This is a genomic window from Pseudalkalibacillus hwajinpoensis, from assembly GCF_039851965.1.
GTDB classification, from domain to species: Bacteria; Bacillota; Bacilli; order Bacillales; family Guptibacillaceae; genus Guptibacillus; species Guptibacillus hwajinpoensis_E.
This window is the reverse complement of sequence record NZ_CP156674.1, coordinates 3,745,182-3,762,786: the sequence shown is the minus strand read 5'-3', so window position 1 is coordinate 3,762,786 and position 17,605 is coordinate 3,745,182. Positions and strand designations below refer to the sequence as shown.

Genomic DNA, 17,605 nt, shown 5'->3' with positions numbered 1-17,605 from the left:
TGACTAAATCAAAAGTATGACAAGAAGAATCCCCCCAAGTAGTCCGAGGCTTTTAAACATTCGTTCATACTTCATTTGGTTATTTCTTGCTTCAAGTTCTTCTCTTTCAAGATGAATCAATGCAAGTTTTAACTGCTTTTGCTCATGCTCCCGATCCTGCTGACCAATAGTAGCTCCAAGCTGCTTCATAATTTCCTTTTCTTCCTGCTTAAATGCTGTGTATTTCCAAACTTCTTCTATGCTTTCAATCCACGCTTCATAAGCAGTTGTATGCCCGGCATCAAGCTTTTTTCTGAACGAATCAAAAAACCACGAAATAGGATGACCAACCTGTCTACAAATATGACCACACGCCATGCTTAATGGGGTCATTCCATAAACTATTTCTGCTTCTAATGATTGAAGTGCCGCTTTTAGTTGTCTTAGTTGTCTAGAACGTTCGCTTACTGTTCTTGACCACTCAATCCCTGCCCAAGTACTCGCTAAAATGATTAGTACCGCTCCCAGGAGCTTCATGCTACATCACCTTTTTACGACGGATTTCTCTTCCACTCTTATCCTTAATCGCTTTAATCGTGCCTGGCCCATCGGCTCGTGAAAGTTCAACAATTCGATCAAAGACTCCTGAACGGACTAATCCCTGGATGCTTGGTCGCCTGTATAAATCGTCTATCGATTGACCATGGACAGTAACGACAAGGTGTATACCAGCATTTACAGCCTCGCTTATTGCTTCGCTGTCTTCAGGTCTCCCAATCTCATCAACCACTATAATATCCGGGCTCATGGAGCGTACCATCATCATCATTCCTTCCGCTTTCGGACAGGCATCAAGAACGTCTACACGATGACCCAGGCGATGCTGAGGGATACCGTGAACACATCCAGCTATCTCAGACCGTTCATCAACGATCCCCACTTTAGATGATGGGATTCTTCTCCTCTCGTCACCTTCTGCCATGATTCTGGTTAAATCTCGTAACATTGTCGTCTTTCCTGTCTGAGGGGGACCGAGGATAATCGTATTCATCCATCCTCCTGCATAAAGATATGAGACAAGGGGACCAGCTATACCTAGCTTTTGTTTTGCTATCCTTATGTTAAAAGAAGCGATGTCTCTGATCGCCTTAACATGTCCATTCGCTGTAACGACCTTGCCGGCAAGTCCTACTCGATGCCCACCTTGAATGGTGATATAACCTTTTTTTAATTCTTCTTCTAGCGCGTATAACGAGTACTGACTAAGTTTATTGATCATTTGTGCTGCCTCATCTTTGGAGACAACGTAATCTCTTCCATCTAACTTAGGGAAGTCTGGTTTGCTACTTATCATGATTTCAAGCGGACGATTGATACGGATTCGAATTTCTTCTATTGCCACTCGTTCGGATTCTGAATAGTGATTGATTATTCGCTTCACACCTTCTGGCAGCACACGAAGAACTTCTTCCACATATCTCCCCCCTTCCTATGCCTGTACCTCCCTACACTAGTATTCCAGGCATAGATTAAATATGTCATAGTGTATCTAAGAGAGCATTCCGAGAAGTATAAAAGCAACACCTAAGATAATAAGGATAATTTTCAAAACAGATAGATCGCCTGCTAGCCCAATTAACCCCACCGACATGGTTAGGAGTAAAATAAACGGACCAACGACAGCCAGTATGGCATTGATCATCATGGCAGTACGGAGGTCATTTACAATCAGGATCAAAATAGCAGCGGTGATTTCAATAGTACCTGATAGGATCCGTAACACTCCCATTACAAGGATTGATTGAAGCATCAAACTCCTCCCTGCTTGTTTGTACACTTTATGATAGGAAGAAGGATTTCAGAAGAACGTTTTATTTCATAAAAAAACGTCCAGTGCTCTCACACCAGACGTTCATCTTGCCTTAAAACCATTCATAATAAATTGGATAGTGATGTTAATTTCTTCTTCTTCATTCCATTCGTTTTCCGGGAGAAAGATATACCTTGCAAAGAAAAAACCAATAATTGATGAGATCGATAGTCTAATAACAGATGATGGGGGGACCTGAATAAGTTCCCCCTTTTCTTGAAAGTGGATGACGATCTTCTCAAAACGTCGGTAGATATCTTTCGCCACAAGATTAATAAACTGAGATCTGAGTTCTTCTTGAAATGGAATTTCCTGGATCAAAATTTTGACGATAGGTAAATGTCTCCTGATAAAATCATGTCTGTTTCTTACCATCGCTTTAAGAAAATCCTCATAATGCTCGTACTCCTGCTTTAAAACCTTATCGAGATCTCTCACGATAAAAGGAGCGACGAGATTACTCATCACTGGAGTAACAATGGCCAGTAGCAAATCCTTTTTTGTTTTGTAATGCCTGAAAATTGTGCCTTCTGCCACTCCAGCACGCCTGGCAATCTCACTCGTTGAAGACGCAGAAAATCCTTTTTCTGAGAACATTTCAATAGCTGATTCGACAATTCGCTTTTGTTTTTCTGTTAAGTCGTCGCCTTGTGAGTCTGTGCTGAGAAGGCGATTGATCTCACGGTTGTTCATGTTCATATGGTCCTCCTGGTTCTAAGTGCGACGATGTTTTTTGAGCGCTTGGATATTCAAAGTGATAAACACGAGTGAAAATCCAATTAACGCCACTAAATCGAGCCAAATATCGGTGAAGCCCTGTCCTTTAATCATAACATTCCGAAGCGCATCTGCTCCATAATAGAGAGGCGTTAATGGACCAATCCAACTTAAATAAACTGAAATAGTATCCAGGTTAAAGAGACCCGAAAAGAAAATTTGTGGAACTACGACAAGCGGGATAAATTGAATCATTTGAAGCTCATTTTTCGCAAAAGCTGAAAGTAAAGTACCAAGTGTAAGTGCACTCAATGCAAGTAACAGTGTAATCAGAAGAATATAAAGAAACGATCCTTCCATCTTCAAATCAATGACGTAAACACTATATAAGGCAATGATTGCTGATTGTAGCAAAGTAAAAAGTCCAAAGCCAAGGACATAACCACTCACGAGTTCAGAGCGTTTAATCGGACTTGCCAGGAGACGCTCCAGTGTTCCTTGTGTTCGCTCCCTTAAGAATGAAACTCCAGCTATTAGGAAAACAAAGAAAAAAATAAAGAAGCCAACTAAAACAGGACCAAAGTGATCAAATGCCGTCATATCACTTGACCCATAGGTGTACTCAACAGCTAGATCCGTTTCAATACTACCTACTGCTGCGCTTGTTTTGACAAGTTCTAGAATAGCTCTATTGATTGAAGGGTCGCTTCCCTCAATATAAACTGTTTTTTCACTACTCCTAAAATCAATAACAGCATCGAAATCCTCCTCTTTTATATACCGGGGAATTTCCGATTCTTCAACCTCTATAACCTTCGCATTATTTTCTTCCATCTTCTGAACCACTCGATCAGGCAAACCCAGCTCCCCAACCTTTAACTCAAGGTCCTCTCCATTAAAAACGAGAGACAGCATAGTCAGGATGAGTATAGGAGCGACAATCATCAATGCCATTGTACGTTTATCACGAATGAACTGTCTTAAGATGCGGATGATAACAGCATTAATCCTCACTTACTCACCCCCGTAAGATAGAAACGCCTGTTCAATTGTATGGCTTTCCGTTCTAGCTTTTATTTCTTCCGGTGTTCCTACTGCTATAAGACGGCCGTTTCGAATCATCCCTAACCTTGAGCACCTTTCAGCTTCGTCCATGACATGAGTAGTTACAAGGATTAAAACACCTTTCCTGCGCAAATCTTCAAACGTGCTCCAGATTCTCTGCCGTAATGCCGGATCAATTCCTACCGTTGGTTCATCAAGAAGGAGAATATCTGGTTGATGCAACAGAGCTATTGCAAGCGACAGCCTCCGTTTCATTCCACCTGAATATTGTTCCACCTTTTTATGAATGTCTTGCTCAAGGTCTACGAGTTGCATGACCGACCGAATTCTTTCTTTTAGTTGAAGCCTCTTCACCCCACTTAAACTTGCAAAGAATTCTAAATTCTCTTTAGCGGTTAATTCAGTGTAAAGCGCATCTGATTGTGCCATATAACCGATCCTCTTCATTAAATGAAGAGCTGGCATTAGCTCATCGAATACTCGAACGGTTCCCTCAGACGCTTCATCAATCCCACAAAGAAGTTTAATAAATGTAGTCTTACCTGAACCAGAAGGACCAAGCAGACCGAAAATTTCACCTTTCTTTAATGACAATTGGATATGATTCAGGATCGTCACTTTCCCAATGCGCTGCGTTACTTCTGCTTGAATAGGATATGTCTCCATAAGCTACCTCCTCAAAGAGTGTTGACTCACTTTTATTATATATCAGATTCTCTGTTTGCGAAGTGAGTAATCACTCATTTTGTCAGTGGAAAAAAGCCGCTCTCTATTGAGCGGCTTTAAACTTCATTAACCCCTGGAAACATATTCCCCTTTTGTTGTATCGATGATCAAAACATCACCCTGGTTGACAAAGAATGGCACCTGAACTGTTAAACCAGTTTCTACTGTTGCTGGCTTTGTTCCGCCTGAAGCTGTATCACCCTTGATTCCTGGCTCTGTTTCAGTAACGACAAGTTCAACCGTGTTCGGTAATTCAACTCCGATGGTTTCTTCTCCATACGTACGAATTGAAATTTCCATATTTTCCTTCAAGAACTTCAATTCATATGCAATCTGTTCAGCAGGAAGTTCAACCTGCTCGTAATTTGTTGTATCCATAAACGTATGCATATCACCGCTCGCATAAAGGTACTGCATTTTACGGTTTTCAATGTGTGCTTTCGCTACTTTTTCACCTGCACGGAATGTTTTTTCTTGAATCCCGCCTGTACGTAAATTACGTAGTTTCGTTCTCACGAAAGCGGCACCTTTACCAGGTTTAACATGCTGGAAGTCCATAACCGTCCAAATGCCGTTTTCTACTTCAATTGTTAGCCCTGTTTTTAAATCGTTAACAGAAATCATAGATAGTCCCTCGCTTTCATTATTCGCCGAGAATCAGCAATTCCTTAGTGGAATGAGATAACTTTTCGTTCCCGGTTTCAGTAATTACAGTATCGTCTTCTATTCTAACCCCGCCTTTACCAGACAAATAAATACCTGGTTCAACGGTTACAACCATCCCCGGCTCAAGTACGGTGTTAGATTTTGCAGAAAGACCCGGGCCTTCATGTACTTCTAGGCCAACGCCATGACCAAGTGAGTGACCAAAGTAGTCTCCAAAACCTTTAGCTGTAATGATATCACGAGAGATTGCGTCTGCTTCTTTCCCGCTCATACCCGGCTTGATTTGCTCCATTGCTTTTAACTGAGCTTCAAGAACAGTATGATAAACGCCTTTCAATTCTTCACCGGGATCTCCAACTGCTACTGTACGAGTAATATCAGAGCAATAGCCTTTGTAGTAAGCACCGAAATCAAGCGTAATCAATTCGTTTTTTTCAATTACTTTATCACTTGCAACCCCGTGCGGAAGAGCAGAGCGAACACCTGACGCCACTATAATATCAAAAGAAGACGACGTTGCACCATTTTTTCTCATAAAAAATTCAAGCTCGTTTGAAACATCGAGCTCAGTTATACCGGTACGAATATAGTTAGTGATGTGTTGAAAAGCAGCATCTGCAATTTCAGTTGCTTCTTTTAACACTTTCAATTCGCCAGCATCTTTAATCATTCGTTGCTTTTCAATAAGGCCGCTAATCGGGATAAGCGAACATTCAACTCTAGTTTCATATGCTTTAAATACCTGATATGTAAGCTGGGCTTCTTCAAAACCAAGCTTCTTTACACCTAGCTCGTTAGCTACTTTAGAAACTTCGTCAATGATCGGGCCTTTATGTTGTATGATCTCAAACCCTTTTGCCTGTTCTTCTGCCTGATCAATATAGCGGAAATCTGTAATAAATTTCGCTTGATTCTCTGTTACGAGGACCACGCCGGAGCTTCCGGTAAATTGAGATATGTACCTGCGATTGCTAGCTGAAGTAATTAACATAGCATCGATATCATATTCTTTAAATGACTGACGTAATTTCTCAATACGTTCCACTTATTCGTCCTCCTTCAGGATTATAAGAATGAAAGCAGGGCAAGTTCGTAGCCTTTCGTTCCAAAACCAACAATTTGACCTTCGGTTACTGGTGAAATAACTGAATTATGTCGAAACGACTCACGCTTATGTACATTTGAAATATGTACTTCCACTACCGGTACAGGAACACTGGCAATCGCATCGCGAATGGCATAACTATAGTGAGTAAAAGCTCCAGGATTCATAATGATCCCATCAGCGTTTTCTGCTTCATGTATCCAATCAATTAAATCACCTTCATGATTGGATTGTTTAAAAATAGCAGTTACCCCTTTTTCATTAGCTAGTTCAGCAAGTCGATGTTCAACCACTTCGAGAGTTTCGTTGCCATATACCCCGGGCTCACGTTTGCCAAGCCTATTCAAATTTGGTCCATTAAGTACGTAGAATGTTTTCATCTCTGGCTCCTTAACTTTGAATGCAGAGTAAAAAAAAAGAGAATGTTCCATGAACATTCTACCATAGCTTCATTTGTTTGAATAGGAAACTCGAGCCTGCTGGTTTTCGTGGTATTCAAATGAAATTGAATAACCGATAAAAACACCATAAAGCAAGTAAAGACAAATGGTAGTAATCACCGTGTTCTTATCCAGCTTCATTAAAGACGGTAGGTCTGAAAACATTGGATTCAACAAGTAAAATACAATTAACCAGAGAACTGCACCGTACACAAGTCCTGCAAGCATATTATTGATTTTCACTAGTGTCACTTTATAAAGAAAGGCGACAAGGATCGAGATAAGACCAATAGCGAGTATGCCAATCCACTGACCTAAATGCTGATTCTTCCACTCTCCAAGTGCCCACGGTGAAAGAATCAGCGACGGAGGTACCTTTGTAAATTTAAATAAATAGGTCAGGTACCCTATCAGTCCCCAGAATAACCCACCGGCAATCCCAATTGTAACCACTTTAGAAGCAAAAGAGAGCGGCTGTTCCTGTTTATTTTGTTCAAGCTCCTGATCATGGTTTTGATCTTTTTTTTCCATATTCGTTCACCTCCATATCCTATAATCTCCATCACATTGACAAATTATTTATTATGAAATCCTCTATTGTAAAGATTAAAATAAACATTACTGGGGAAAATGAATATTAGCATCTCTTACCTAGAGGTTTTCACCTATTTCTTGTAGAATGTAAGTAAGTACATTTGTATTAGATAATATAGTGTATTAGAATCATTTTACTTAACATAATAGGTTGGTGAGAGATATTGGCAGATACTAACAAGCCTGCATATGGTGGGCAAGCAGTTGTTGAAGGAGTTATGTTTCAAGGAAAACATACTTCCGTAACTGCTATTCGGCGCAAGGATGATTCAATTGAATACCTTGAGGTACCAAAACAGCCGAAACCAATTCGAACGAAACTAAAAAAGATTCCGTTTCTCCGTGGCGTCGTGGCGATCATTGATGCAAGTGGAAATGGTACCAAACATCTAAACTTTTCTAGTGAACGATATGATGTGGATCCAGCTGAAGACAATGAGGTGCTTGGCAAAGAGGAACCCTCAAAAATGACACTATTGTTAGGGGCAGCTGCTATTGGAGTCATCTCATTTGCATTCGTTAAAACGATTTTCACCTTACTACCCGCACTAGCAGCCGCTTCTCTGGAATTTATGTTCCCAGGTCATGTTGTTCAGAACTTAATAGAAGGATTCATTAAGCTCATCCTTCTCCTTGGCTACATCTATTTTATTTCGTTAACACCGATTGTGAAGCGAGTTTTCCAGTACCACGGGGCTGAGCATAAAGTTATTAATACCTATGAGGCAGGGCTGCCGATTACTGTTGAAAATGTTCAGAAGCAGTCTCGCCTTCATTACCGATGCGGAAGTAGCTTCATATTGTTTACAGTTGTTATTGGCGTGTTTATTTATCTACTAGTACCTTCCGACCCATTGTGGGAAAGGTTACTGTATCGTGTTTTGCTAATACCAGTCGTTCTTGGTGTTTCATTTGAAGTCCTTCAGCTAACTAATAAAGTAAGGGAAATACCGGTGCTTAGAGGGCTAGGTTATCCTGGTTTATGGGTTCAGCTCTTAACGACAAAGAACCCTGATGATAAGCAAGTCGATGTTGCAATCCACTCCTTTAAAGAAATGCTTTCTCGCGATAAACAACGAGAGGAAGATAATTCAAGTACAAAAGTTGTTTAAAGACAAACAGGAGGTGAATCATTTGTCAGGCCGTGTTGTTCAACCTCTTATTTATCTCGTTATTGGTCTTGCCGTAATCGGCTTTATCTGGAAGCTATTCACTAATCCTATGGGGCTTTTTACTCAGCTGCTGATTACCGCTGCGATCGCTATGCTCATTATTTTCATTGTTAGAAAGGTTATGGCGAAAAGAATGGGGAAGCAATCGTCAGCATATCAGAAAGCTGCAAAACAATCTTCTAATATGCAAAAGAAGAAAAGTACACCACGTAGAAACGCATCTCATCTGCGTGTTATTCCATCGAAACGGCTTATGCCAAGAAAACGTGCTTTACAGGATAATAAAAAACAAAATCCATTTACTGTCATTGAAGGTCGTAAAGGAAAAAAGAAAAACAGAGCTTTATTTTAAAATTAAAGAAAAGCTGGCTGGGAAATCAGTCAGCTTTTTCTATTGGTAATTTCCTCCACTTGTCTAAAAAATGAGTTGTCCTCTCTTTCCCTAGCTGAATTAATTTCTTTTGCCCCTGTCTCTCTAATTTAAATTCGGTTGTTAGACTTTGATTAACGGGAATAAACACGATGTTTTTCGCTTTCTGATTGTCGATATACCTTGCATCATGCGCCTGTTTCATCGTATCGAATAAGGCCTGATACATATCTATGGCATTAATAATCTTATGCTCCGGAACGTTGTCAAAATTCGCACTCAATTGAAAGCCAAGCACCGGACGGAGTGGTTTATGCCAATCCGAAGGTTGAAATACCCACAGAGGGAAGTTACTCAAAATTCCTCCATCTACAATATAATGCTTCTTTCCGTCTATTGTATAGAGCGGCTGTGGTTTAAAAAAGAAAGGCAAGCTGGCGCTCATTCGTACTGCCTTAGCTACGGAAAATTTCTCAGGTACAAATCCATATTGGGGTAAATCATCTGGGAAAACGATAAGTCTCCCTTTCGTTATATCGGATGCGATGATTTTCAATGACCCCTCTGGTAAATCTCCAAATGTCTCAATCCCTTTCGCTCTCAATAATTCGCATACCCACATTTCCAGATCCTTTCCAGAATAAAGCCCCAATTTCCAGTAGAGCATAAACCAGCGCATTAAAGGGAATTTAAATCCAGGGTTTCGGTCCAGCAATTTACTTAGATCTGTATCAAGTAAAATTGATTCCAATTCACTCCCGTTGTACCCTGCCATGATAAGTGAAGCCATAAGAGCACCTGCGCTTGTGCCTGCGGTTCGTTTAAATGTAAAACCCTTTTTTTCGACGGCCTGAAGTGCACCTACCAACGCAATGCCTTTCACCCCACCACCGGAAAACACACCATCTATATCCATCAGCACCGCCCCTTTCCCCTTTTTAAATCGTAATCTCTCAGTGGGAAATTTAGTACAAAAAAGAACAACCCGGTTATAATTCGGATTGTTCTTCATGACCTTCTTCATTTTTACGCTGCACTTCACGCAGTTCATCTACACGGTTTGCTGTTTCTTCAAAATATTGTACAAGATCGCCAATTCGATCAATTGCATCCCAGCTTAGATGGTGTTCAATACCTTCAACATCTTCGTATATATTTTCTTCATTCACCCCGATAACGCCCAGAAATTGTTCAAGTAAAGCATGGCGATCAACGAGTCTTTTGCCAAGCTTCTTCCCTTTAGGAGTAAGCATGAATCCACGATATTTTTCGTAAACGACATATTTACCTTTATCTAATTTTTGAATCATCTTGGTTACCGAGGAGGGATGTACCTCTAATGCTTCCGCGATATCTGATACGCGAGCATAACCTTTTTCGTCTATTAGTGCATAAATACGTTCGATATAATCTTCCATACTTGGAGTAGTGGCCATTGGATTCCCTCCATCTATTATTCCATTTAAGCCAGTTAATAAAAGCATACACCATCGTATGGGCGGATACAAGAAAAGGTTCCAGCTGCTTCTATTACTGCTTAGAAAATTGTTTTGTCTGAGTGGACAAAAAAAGACGAAGGATAAGCCTATTGCTTATCCTTCAACATGCATATGCTTAGAGTCCGCACTTCAACTGAGCGCTACAGTTGTCACACGTATTGCATCCCCCTATTTCTTTTACCTGTCCTTTTCGACAAACTGGACAGGTGTTTCCTACTTCAGATCCAATTGTTACATCTGTTGAGCGAAGATCTGTAATGGTGTCAACGAGAACTACCTGTTTTTTCTCTTCCATTCCATTATCAAATTCAAGCTGTTCAAACGAGTTCTCCTCAGCTTTAAGCGTTAGTACCTGTGAGTCACGACTACCGTCAACGTAAACAGTCCCGCCTTTGGCACCACCATTATAAAGGCGCTCATAAACTGCTTCTACCTGCTTAACAGAATAGCCTTTTGGCGCGTTCACAGTTTTGGAAATTGAGCTATCAACCCAGCGCTGTATGACACACTGTGTATCAGCATGGTCTTCAGGAGCAAGTTCCATTGCAGAAACGAACCATTCAGGTAGTTTTTCAGTATCTGCATCTGGATTTTTTTCAAAGTACTCTGCAAGAATATCTGCTTTCACTTCGATAAACTTACCAAGCCGTCCGCTGCGGTAGTAAGAGAAGGAGAAATAAGGCTCAAGACCTGTAGAGACTCCTACCATTGTTCCTGTACTACCTGTTGGCGCTACAGTTAGAAGATGGGAATTGCGAATTCCATAATCAAGAATATTGTCGCGTAAATCAGTGGGCATTTGCTGCATATAGCCTGTGTTTACAAATGCTTCACGTAGTCGATTCGTTTCTTCTGTGGTTGAGCCTTCCAGGAACGGGAAGCTTCCCTTTTCTTTGGCCAATTCCACTGATGCACGATAAGCAGTCGTGGCAATTGTTTCAAATATTTGATCAGTTAGTTTATTCCCTTCTTCTGAGCCATAAACAGTTTCACAATAAATAAGTAAATCATGAAGTCCCATTACCCCAAGACCTACTCGACGCTCACCTAATGCCTGCTTCTCATTCTCATCAAGGAAATAAGGTGTAGCATCAATTACATTATCCTGCATACGCACGCCAACTTCGACTGTTTCTCTTAACTTATCAAAATCAACGGTCTTCGTTTCTTTATTTGCCATTTCTGCAAGGTTGACAGCTGCAAGGTTACACACCGAGTATGGTGCTAGTGGTTGCTCTCCACAAGGATTTGTTGCTACTACTTTTTGACCATAAGAAGTAGCATTCGTCTTTTCATTTGCATTGTCAATAAAGAAGATACCCGGCTCTGCAGAATACGTTGCACAGATATTAATAAGATCCCACAGTTCCTTTGCTCTTACTTTACGATAGGTTCTAACAGGGTACCCCTGTTTCTCCCACTCACGTACATCGCCTGACTCATGCCAGTTTTCGTTATAGAACGACATTTGCTCTTTAGAATAATTTTCTACATCAGGGAAGCGGAGATCATATTCTCCATCATACTCAACAGCATCCATGAAATCCTTCGTTAAGCAAACAGAGATGTTGGCTCCTGTTAAAAAGTCCGGATTATGAACAGAATACGTTCCACCAGTAAGAAGCTTCTCCTGTGCATCCTGCATCACTTTTTCTTCGAACCCACCCGTTCCAGGGATGCTTCGATAATTTAAGATACTTTGATACATCGAACGCTCAGATTCTGAAAGAGGCGTGAACTTTAATTTATCTTCGGCAAGCTTTTTAATTTGCTCATCTTTTGTATTCTCTACAAGGAAGCGAAGAATACGAGGATTTTGCATTTTAGAAATAATGAATTCTATAATATCTGGATGCCAATCAGCTAGCATGATCATCTGCGCACCACGTCTTGAACCACCCTGCTCTACAAGGTGAGTGAGCTTGGCAATATCATCAAGCCATGAAACAGAACCAGAAGACTTTCCGTTAACTCCTCTAGCAAGTGTATTCCGTGGACGGAGCGTTGAGCCGTTTGTTCCGACTCCACCGCCACGGCTCATAATCTCCATTACCTGTTTCCGATGTTCTGAAATACCTTCTCTTGAATCCTGAGGAAACGGCATTACGTAGCAGTTAAAATAAGTCACATCTGTATCTGCCCCAGCACCATAAAGCACACGCCCAGCTGGTACAAAGTTTAGTGAGGATAGCTCATTATAGAAACGATCTTCCCAGTACTTCTTTTCACCATCTGTTTTCTCTACGTCAGCGAGGCCACGAGCATTGCGGCGCGCAATTTGCTCATAATAAACCTCAAGGGGTTTTTCAATGACATCAAATGAACGAACAATAAGGCCAGTATTCCGTTCTTCCTCGGTATCAAGAACACCGACATAATCCTCATGAACAGCCACGGTCGCCTTTTTTGAGTGATGATCCAGATCTTTGATAAATCCAAGACCTCGAGCAGGAAATTTTGGATCTTCTTTAATTGTAAGAACGACAAAGTCACCTTTTTGCAACGTGCGTTTTTCTGTATCTTTGAACGCATAGCGATCAAGCATAACCAGACGGCTAACTCCCTTATGAGAAAGATGCATATCCTCTGTTATGGGATGAACCTGTGCGAACAGCTCTATATCTTTATTTAACTGCTCAATGTTAATTGACCTTCTTTTTTCATTGGTTTGAATAGTCATATAAACCCCTCCGTTTCGACATTTATACATATATAAGTCTTTCTAGATGTATGTATTAGATACAAATCGTCTTGATTAATAGTAGCACATGTCCATCTCGCAGACAATCATTTTCCACCATATATAGTGTTCAGAATTGTTTACCCAATACTACATATAGTAAAACAACAGAATACTTTGTAGTTTTGTCAACTTCAAAATCCCATGAAAAGAAAAGATTTCCCACGATAATTTGAGCATCACTACGAACAACGTAGAAAAAAGAGGGATTTTGTCTATTGCACATTTCTTTTTTCTTTGTCCTTTTCATTTCACATTGATTACGCCTATTAGACAAATACTCCATTAAGGTTAGAACATTCGTTCTTGTTTCCTCAATAGGAAAAAGCACCCTGACTAGGTGCTTATTTGCTGTAATTCCAATTATCATTTGCATATTTTTCTTCTGCAAGCTGACTCACAAATTCCTTTTGTTCATCTGATAAAGTGTACGGAACTAGCTCAATCCCAAGCCCATCTTCAAAGCCACGATAAAACGCTTCTACGGCTTCCTGCATCGAAACAGGAGTACTACGAAGTGCATTGATCGCAACGGCTTTTTTTCGAAAACCACGCTGCATTCTTTCACGAATCCGTACATTTTTAAATTTAAAACAATCAAACAATTTGTCCTCATCAATATCAAGTAAGATCGAACCGTGTTGAAGGATGACGCCTTTTTGTCTTGTTTGCGCACTACCTGCAACTTTTCTTCCCTCTACCACGAGTTCGTAATAAGAAGGAGAATCAAAACAAACTCCTGAGCGAGGCGCGCGCAACTCAGCCTTTTCTTTTTCAGTTTCAGGAACTGCAAAATAAGCATCAAGTCCGAGTCGTTGAAAACCGATAAGTAGCCCTTCTGAAATAACCCGATAAGCTTCTCTAACGGTTGTCGGCATATTGGGATAATCTTCTGTCACAATGACGCTATAGGTTACTTCTTTGTCATGTAAAACGGCACGTCCACCTGTCGGTCTTCTCACAAATCCAAGATTATGCTCTACCACAGCTTCTAAATTAATATCTCTTTCCACTTGCTGAAAGTATCCGATTGACAGAGTTGGTGGATTCCAACCATAAAATCGAATCACCGGCGGGATCAATCCCTCGCTATGCCACTTAAGAAGAGCTTCGTCAAGTGCCATGTTATAACCTGGAGAACGTTCTCCCGAATCAATAAATGCCCATTGCTTCATTATCGGAACTCCTTTACCACTTTCAGTTTTCTAACACCTCTCCTATTCTAGCAGAGGAAAAATACGATGACCAATGAACGCTCTTATTTGAAAAAATTGTAAGGAAAAAGACGAATAACCTGTTTAAAATGCTTGAATGATGACCTTTACGATACAATTCGTCTTCTTTTACAAAAAGCTCACTTTTTTCTTTTGCGGAAACTCGAAAAGACGTGTAAACTTAAGGTTGTCGATTTTTATTTAAAGGGGTGTAACACAGATCATGGAATGGATTATCGCCTTACTTGTCGCGATTATTGTTTATATTGTCATTACGCGATTTATGCAAAAGAAGAATTTGAAAACGTTAACGGAAGAAGAATTCCGTGCAGGCTATCGCAAAGCTCAACTTATTGATGTCCGCGAACCGAATGAATTTGACAACGGACATATACTGGGTGCAAGAAATATCCCAGTCAGTCAATTGAAAATGCGTATTAAAGAGATTCGTAAAGACCAGCCAGTCTATATGTATGATTATAACGGAATTATCGTGGCTCGTGCTGCAAGCATTCTGAGAAAACAGGGAATTAAAGATTTGTACCAACTTAAAGGCGGCTTCAAAAAATGGGGCGGCAAAGTAAAGAAAAAATAAAAGGCAGCTGCTTACGCAGCTGCCTTTTATTTTTTCAATTATGCTTTTTGATATCGTAAAATTGGTTTCCTTGCTGCAGTCGTTTCATCAAGGCGTCCGATCACTGTTGTATGAGGCGCCTCCTGAACAATTCCAGGATTTTCTTCTGCCTCTTTCGCGATTTGCAACAACCGATCACAAAATTCGTCGAGCGTTTCTTTCGATTCTGTTTCAGTTGGTTCTATCATCATACACTCTTCCACATTAATCGGGAAATAGATAGTTGGTGGATGATAACCAAAATCAAGTAGTCTCTTAGCCATATCCAGCGTTCGAACGCCGAGCTTTTTCTGCTTCTTTCCAGAAATAACAAACTCGTGCTTACAATGTTGTGAATACGGAAGCACAAACGCCTCCTGCAAGCGTCTCATCATATAATTGGCATTTAAAACAGCATTCTCAGAAACTTGCTTTAACCCTTCTGGCCCCATCGTGCGGATATACGTATAGGCACGTACATTAATTCCGAAGTTTCCATAATACGGCTTAACTCTGCCAATGGACTGAGGTCGGTCATATTCAAAACGATAAGCTCCGTCTTCTTTCACTAATACAGGTTTAGGTAAGTAAGGAATCAAATCGGCTTTAACCCCAACTGGACCTGACCCTGGACCGCCACCACCATGTGGACCAGTGAATGTTTTATGAAGATTTAAGTGAACAACGTCAAATCCCATGTCTCCAGGACGAGCAGCTCCCATAATCGCATTCATATTCGCTCCATCATAATAAAGCTTTCCGCCTGCGTTGTGAATTATTTCAGCCATCTCTGTAATTTGTTCTTCAAATAATCCAAGGGTATTCGGGTTCGTTAACATAAGAGCAGCGACATCCTTATCCACGACACGCTTGAGATCATCTAAATCCACAAGCCCTTTTTCGTTAGACTTCACGGTCACTGCTTCAAAGCCAGCGACTGTTGCTGACGCCGGGTTTGTTCCATGTGCAGAATCAGGGACGATCACTTTCGTACGGTTGTAATCACCATTCGCCTCATGATAAGCACGAATCATCATTAATCCTGTCCACTCTCCATGCGCTCCCGCAGCAGGCTGAAGCGTTACCTCATCCATCCCTGTTACGGCCACAAGATTTTCCTGAAGGTTAAACATCATTTCAAGAGCTCCTTGTACCGTTTCTTCCTCCTGAAGGGGATGAATAAAGGCAAAACCAGGGTATCTCGCCACATCTTCATTAATCTTTGGATTGTACTTCATTGTACATGATCCCAATGGATAAAAACCTGAGTCTACACCATGGTTACGTTTGGATAACGCTGTATAGTGACGCATTAACTGAAGCTCAGATACTTCAGGGAGTTCTGGCTCTGTTTTTCGATTAAATTCTTCAGGCAACCATTCATCAAGATCAACATCAGGTACATCAAGCTCAGGGAGACTATAAGAAATACGTCCCGGCTCACTCAGTTCGAATATCAAAGACTGGTCTTTGTTTGTGTTCATTGTGCTCCCCCCACTTCGCTTATGAATGTATCAATTTCTTCTTTCGTGCGATTTTCTGTTACAGCAACAAGCATATGATTCTCAAGCTCAGGATAATCACGCCCAAGATCATAACCACCGATGATTCCTTTTTTCATCAGTTTACGATTCAGCTCTTTTACAGAACCATTTAGCTTAATCACAAATTCATTGAAATAAACGCCATCGAAAACCGTCTCTAAACCAACTTCCTCTAAGCGACACTTTGCATAGTGGGCTTTCTTGATATTCTGCTCAGCCATTTTACGAACTCCGTTTTTACCAAGGGCACTCATGGCAACTGATGATGCGAGAGCGTTCAACGCTTGATTGGAGCAAATATTAGACGTCGCCTTATCTCTGCGAATGTGCTGTTCACGAGCTTGAAGCGTCAGAACAAAACCACGTTGCCCATCGTCATCCGTCGTTTGCCCGATCAAGCGACCCGGCACCTTTCGCATAAGCTTTTTCGTAACAGCGAAATATCCGCAGTGCGGCCCCCCAAACTGAGCTGGAATTCCAAATGGCTGACAGTCCCCTACTACAATATCCGCTCCCATTTCACCCGGAGGTGTTAAGCGTCCAAGGGCTAACGGATTGCTGGATACCACAAACATCGCCTTTTGTTGATGAACAAGCTTTTCAATTTCTGGTAATGGTTCTAATTGTCCAAAAAAGTTTGGATACTGAACCATCACGCATGCTGTACCTTCATCAATTTCACCTTTCAGTTTTTCGAGATCGGTGATCCCATTCACTGAGTCCACTTCAACAACAGTGAGGCGCTGACCACGAGCATACGTATCAATAACAGCGCGTGCCTCAGGGTGCACGGCTTTTGATACAATGATTTTCTTTTTCTTTGTTTGACCTGCACTAAGCAAACCTGCCTCAGCAAGCGCGGTTGGTCCGTCGTACATCGAAGAGTTCGCAACTTCCATTCCGGTCAGTTCACTGATCATTGTCTGGAATTCAAAAATCGCCTGTAATTCCCCTTGTGAAATTTCAGGTTGATATGGCGTGTAGGCGGTATAAAACTCCGAACGCCGAATCACGTGATCAACGACAGATGGAATCGCATGGTCATACACACCCGCACCAAGAAACGAAACGTTTTCTAGCGAATTAGCATTTTGAGAAGCAAGTTTAGACATATAGCGAATAAGTTCAGGTTCAAATAACTGCTTTTCCACTTTTAATTCCCCTTTGAAGCGAATCGCTTCTGGGATGTCAGCAAATAAATCCTGAACAGAATCTACACCAATTGTCTCAAGCATTTCTTTTCGATCTTGATCGGTTGTCGGCAGGTAACGATGTTTCATATGTCTTTCTC

General features: G+C 41.0%; 19 protein-coding genes. 3 read left to right on the top strand and 16 right to left on the bottom strand.

Features of this window, described 5'->3' with window-relative positions:
* Window positions 1-3 precede the first annotated feature (3 nt).
* The 10 genes from spoIIIAB to ABFG93_RS19410 all read right to left on the bottom strand — a co-directional run bounded on the left by spoIIIAB (window position 4) and on the right by ABFG93_RS19410 (window position 7,099).
* Window positions 4-516, bottom strand: a complete 513-nt coding sequence (spoIIIAB, locus tag ABFG93_RS19455; RefSeq protein WP_347549662.1) for a stage III sporulation protein SpoIIIAB — start codon at window positions 514-516, stop codon at window positions 4-6.
* Window position 517: 1 nt separating this feature from the next.
* Window positions 518-1,453, bottom strand: a complete 936-nt coding sequence (spoIIIAA, locus tag ABFG93_RS19450; protein WP_347549661.1) for a stage III sporulation protein AA — start codon at window positions 1,451-1,453, stop codon at window positions 518-520.
* Window positions 1,454-1,528: 75 nt separating this feature from the next.
* Entirely contained in the window at window positions 1,529-1,789 is a 261-nt protein-coding gene (locus ABFG93_RS19445; protein WP_347549660.1) for a DUF2619 domain-containing protein, read from the bottom strand.
* 102 nt (window positions 1,790-1,891) lie between these two features.
* Window positions 1,892-2,548 carry a TetR/AcrR family transcriptional regulator gene (locus tag ABFG93_RS19440; protein ID WP_347549659.1) on the bottom strand — a complete coding sequence of 219 codons (657 nt, stop codon included), beginning with the start codon at window positions 2,546-2,548 and terminating at the stop codon, window positions 1,892-1,894.
* A 15-nt stretch (window positions 2,549-2,563) separates the two neighbouring features.
* Window positions 2,564-3,580: an ABC transporter permease gene (locus tag ABFG93_RS19435; protein ID WP_347549658.1), complete on the bottom strand. Its 1,017-nt coding sequence runs from the start codon at window positions 3,578-3,580 to the stop codon at window positions 2,564-2,566.
* Window positions 3,581-4,297 (bottom strand): ABC transporter ATP-binding protein, encoded by a 717-nt coding sequence (locus ABFG93_RS19430; RefSeq protein ID WP_347549657.1) that lies wholly within the window; start codon window positions 4,295-4,297, stop codon window positions 3,581-3,583.
* Window positions 4,298-4,423: 126 nt separating this feature from the next.
* Window positions 4,424-4,981 carry an elongation factor P gene (gene efp / locus ABFG93_RS19425; protein ID WP_347549656.1) on the bottom strand — a complete coding sequence of 186 codons (558 nt, stop codon included), beginning with the start codon at window positions 4,979-4,981 and terminating at the stop codon, window positions 4,424-4,426.
* A 19-nt stretch (window positions 4,982-5,000) separates the two neighbouring features.
* Window positions 5,001-6,068 carry a M24 family metallopeptidase gene (locus tag ABFG93_RS19420; RefSeq protein ID WP_347549655.1) on the bottom strand — a complete coding sequence of 356 codons (1,068 nt, stop codon included), beginning with the start codon at window positions 6,066-6,068 and terminating at the stop codon, window positions 5,001-5,003.
* 20 nt (window positions 6,069-6,088) lie between these two features.
* Entirely contained in the window at window positions 6,089-6,508 is a 420-nt protein-coding gene (gene aroQ, locus ABFG93_RS19415; protein ID WP_347549654.1) for a type II 3-dehydroquinate dehydratase, read from the bottom strand.
* A gap of 69 nt (window positions 6,509-6,577) precedes the next feature.
* Window positions 6,578-7,099 (bottom strand): YqhR family membrane protein, encoded by a 522-nt coding sequence (locus ABFG93_RS19410; RefSeq protein ID WP_347549653.1) that lies wholly within the window; start codon window positions 7,097-7,099, stop codon window positions 6,578-6,580.
* 227 nt (window positions 7,100-7,326) lie between these two features.
* Here ABFG93_RS19410 and ABFG93_RS19405 point away from each other — a divergent pair, with 227 nt between their 5' ends.
* Entirely contained in the window at window positions 7,327-8,274 is a 948-nt protein-coding gene (locus ABFG93_RS19405) for a DUF1385 domain-containing protein (protein ID WP_347549652.1), read from the top strand.
* A 22-nt stretch (window positions 8,275-8,296) separates the two neighbouring features.
* Entirely contained in the window at window positions 8,297-8,686 is a 390-nt protein-coding gene (locus ABFG93_RS19400; protein ID WP_347549651.1) for an SA1362 family protein, read from the top strand.
* A gap of 25 nt (window positions 8,687-8,711) precedes the next feature.
* Here the strand turns inward: ABFG93_RS19400 and ABFG93_RS19395 are convergent, their stop codons facing one another.
* The 4 genes from ABFG93_RS19395 to ABFG93_RS19380 all read right to left on the bottom strand — a co-directional run bounded on the left by ABFG93_RS19395 (window position 8,712) and on the right by ABFG93_RS19380 (window position 14,118).
* On the bottom strand, window positions 8,712-9,620 hold the full coding sequence (locus tag ABFG93_RS19395; RefSeq protein WP_347549650.1) for a patatin-like phospholipase family protein: 909 nt from the start codon (window positions 9,618-9,620) through the stop codon (window positions 8,712-8,714).
* A 73-nt stretch (window positions 9,621-9,693) separates the two neighbouring features.
* Entirely contained in the window at window positions 9,694-10,140 is a 447-nt protein-coding gene (gene mntR / locus ABFG93_RS19390) for a transcriptional regulator MntR (RefSeq protein ID WP_347549649.1), read from the bottom strand.
* Window positions 10,141-10,318: 178 nt separating this feature from the next.
* Entirely contained in the window at window positions 10,319-12,883 is a 2,565-nt protein-coding gene (locus tag ABFG93_RS19385) for a vitamin B12-dependent ribonucleotide reductase (protein WP_347549648.1), read from the bottom strand.
* A gap of 404 nt (window positions 12,884-13,287) precedes the next feature.
* Window positions 13,288-14,118 (bottom strand): lipoate--protein ligase family protein, encoded by an 831-nt coding sequence (locus ABFG93_RS19380; protein WP_431522023.1) that lies wholly within the window; start codon window positions 14,116-14,118, stop codon window positions 13,288-13,290.
* Between the two features lie 262 nt (window positions 14,119-14,380).
* Here ABFG93_RS19380 and ABFG93_RS19375 point away from each other — a divergent pair, with 262 nt between their 5' ends.
* On the top strand, window positions 14,381-14,752 hold the full coding sequence (locus tag ABFG93_RS19375; protein ID WP_347549647.1) for a rhodanese-like domain-containing protein: 372 nt from the start codon (window positions 14,381-14,383) through the stop codon (window positions 14,750-14,752).
* A gap of 38 nt (window positions 14,753-14,790) precedes the next feature.
* Here the strand turns inward: ABFG93_RS19375 and gcvPB are convergent, their stop codons facing one another.
* Together gcvPB and gcvPA are read right to left on the bottom strand one after the other, a co-directional pair.
* Window positions 14,791-16,254, bottom strand: coding sequence for an aminomethyl-transferring glycine dehydrogenase subunit GcvPB (gcvPB, locus tag ABFG93_RS19370; protein WP_347549646.1), 1,464 nt, complete (start codon window positions 16,252-16,254; stop codon window positions 14,791-14,793).
* Window positions 16,251-17,594: an aminomethyl-transferring glycine dehydrogenase subunit GcvPA gene (gcvPA, locus tag ABFG93_RS19365; RefSeq protein ID WP_347549645.1), complete on the bottom strand. Its 1,344-nt coding sequence runs from the start codon at window positions 17,592-17,594 to the stop codon at window positions 16,251-16,253. Before gcvPA ends, gcvPB begins: the two co-directional genes overlap by 4 nt.
* Window positions 17,595-17,605: the final 11 nt, after the last annotated feature.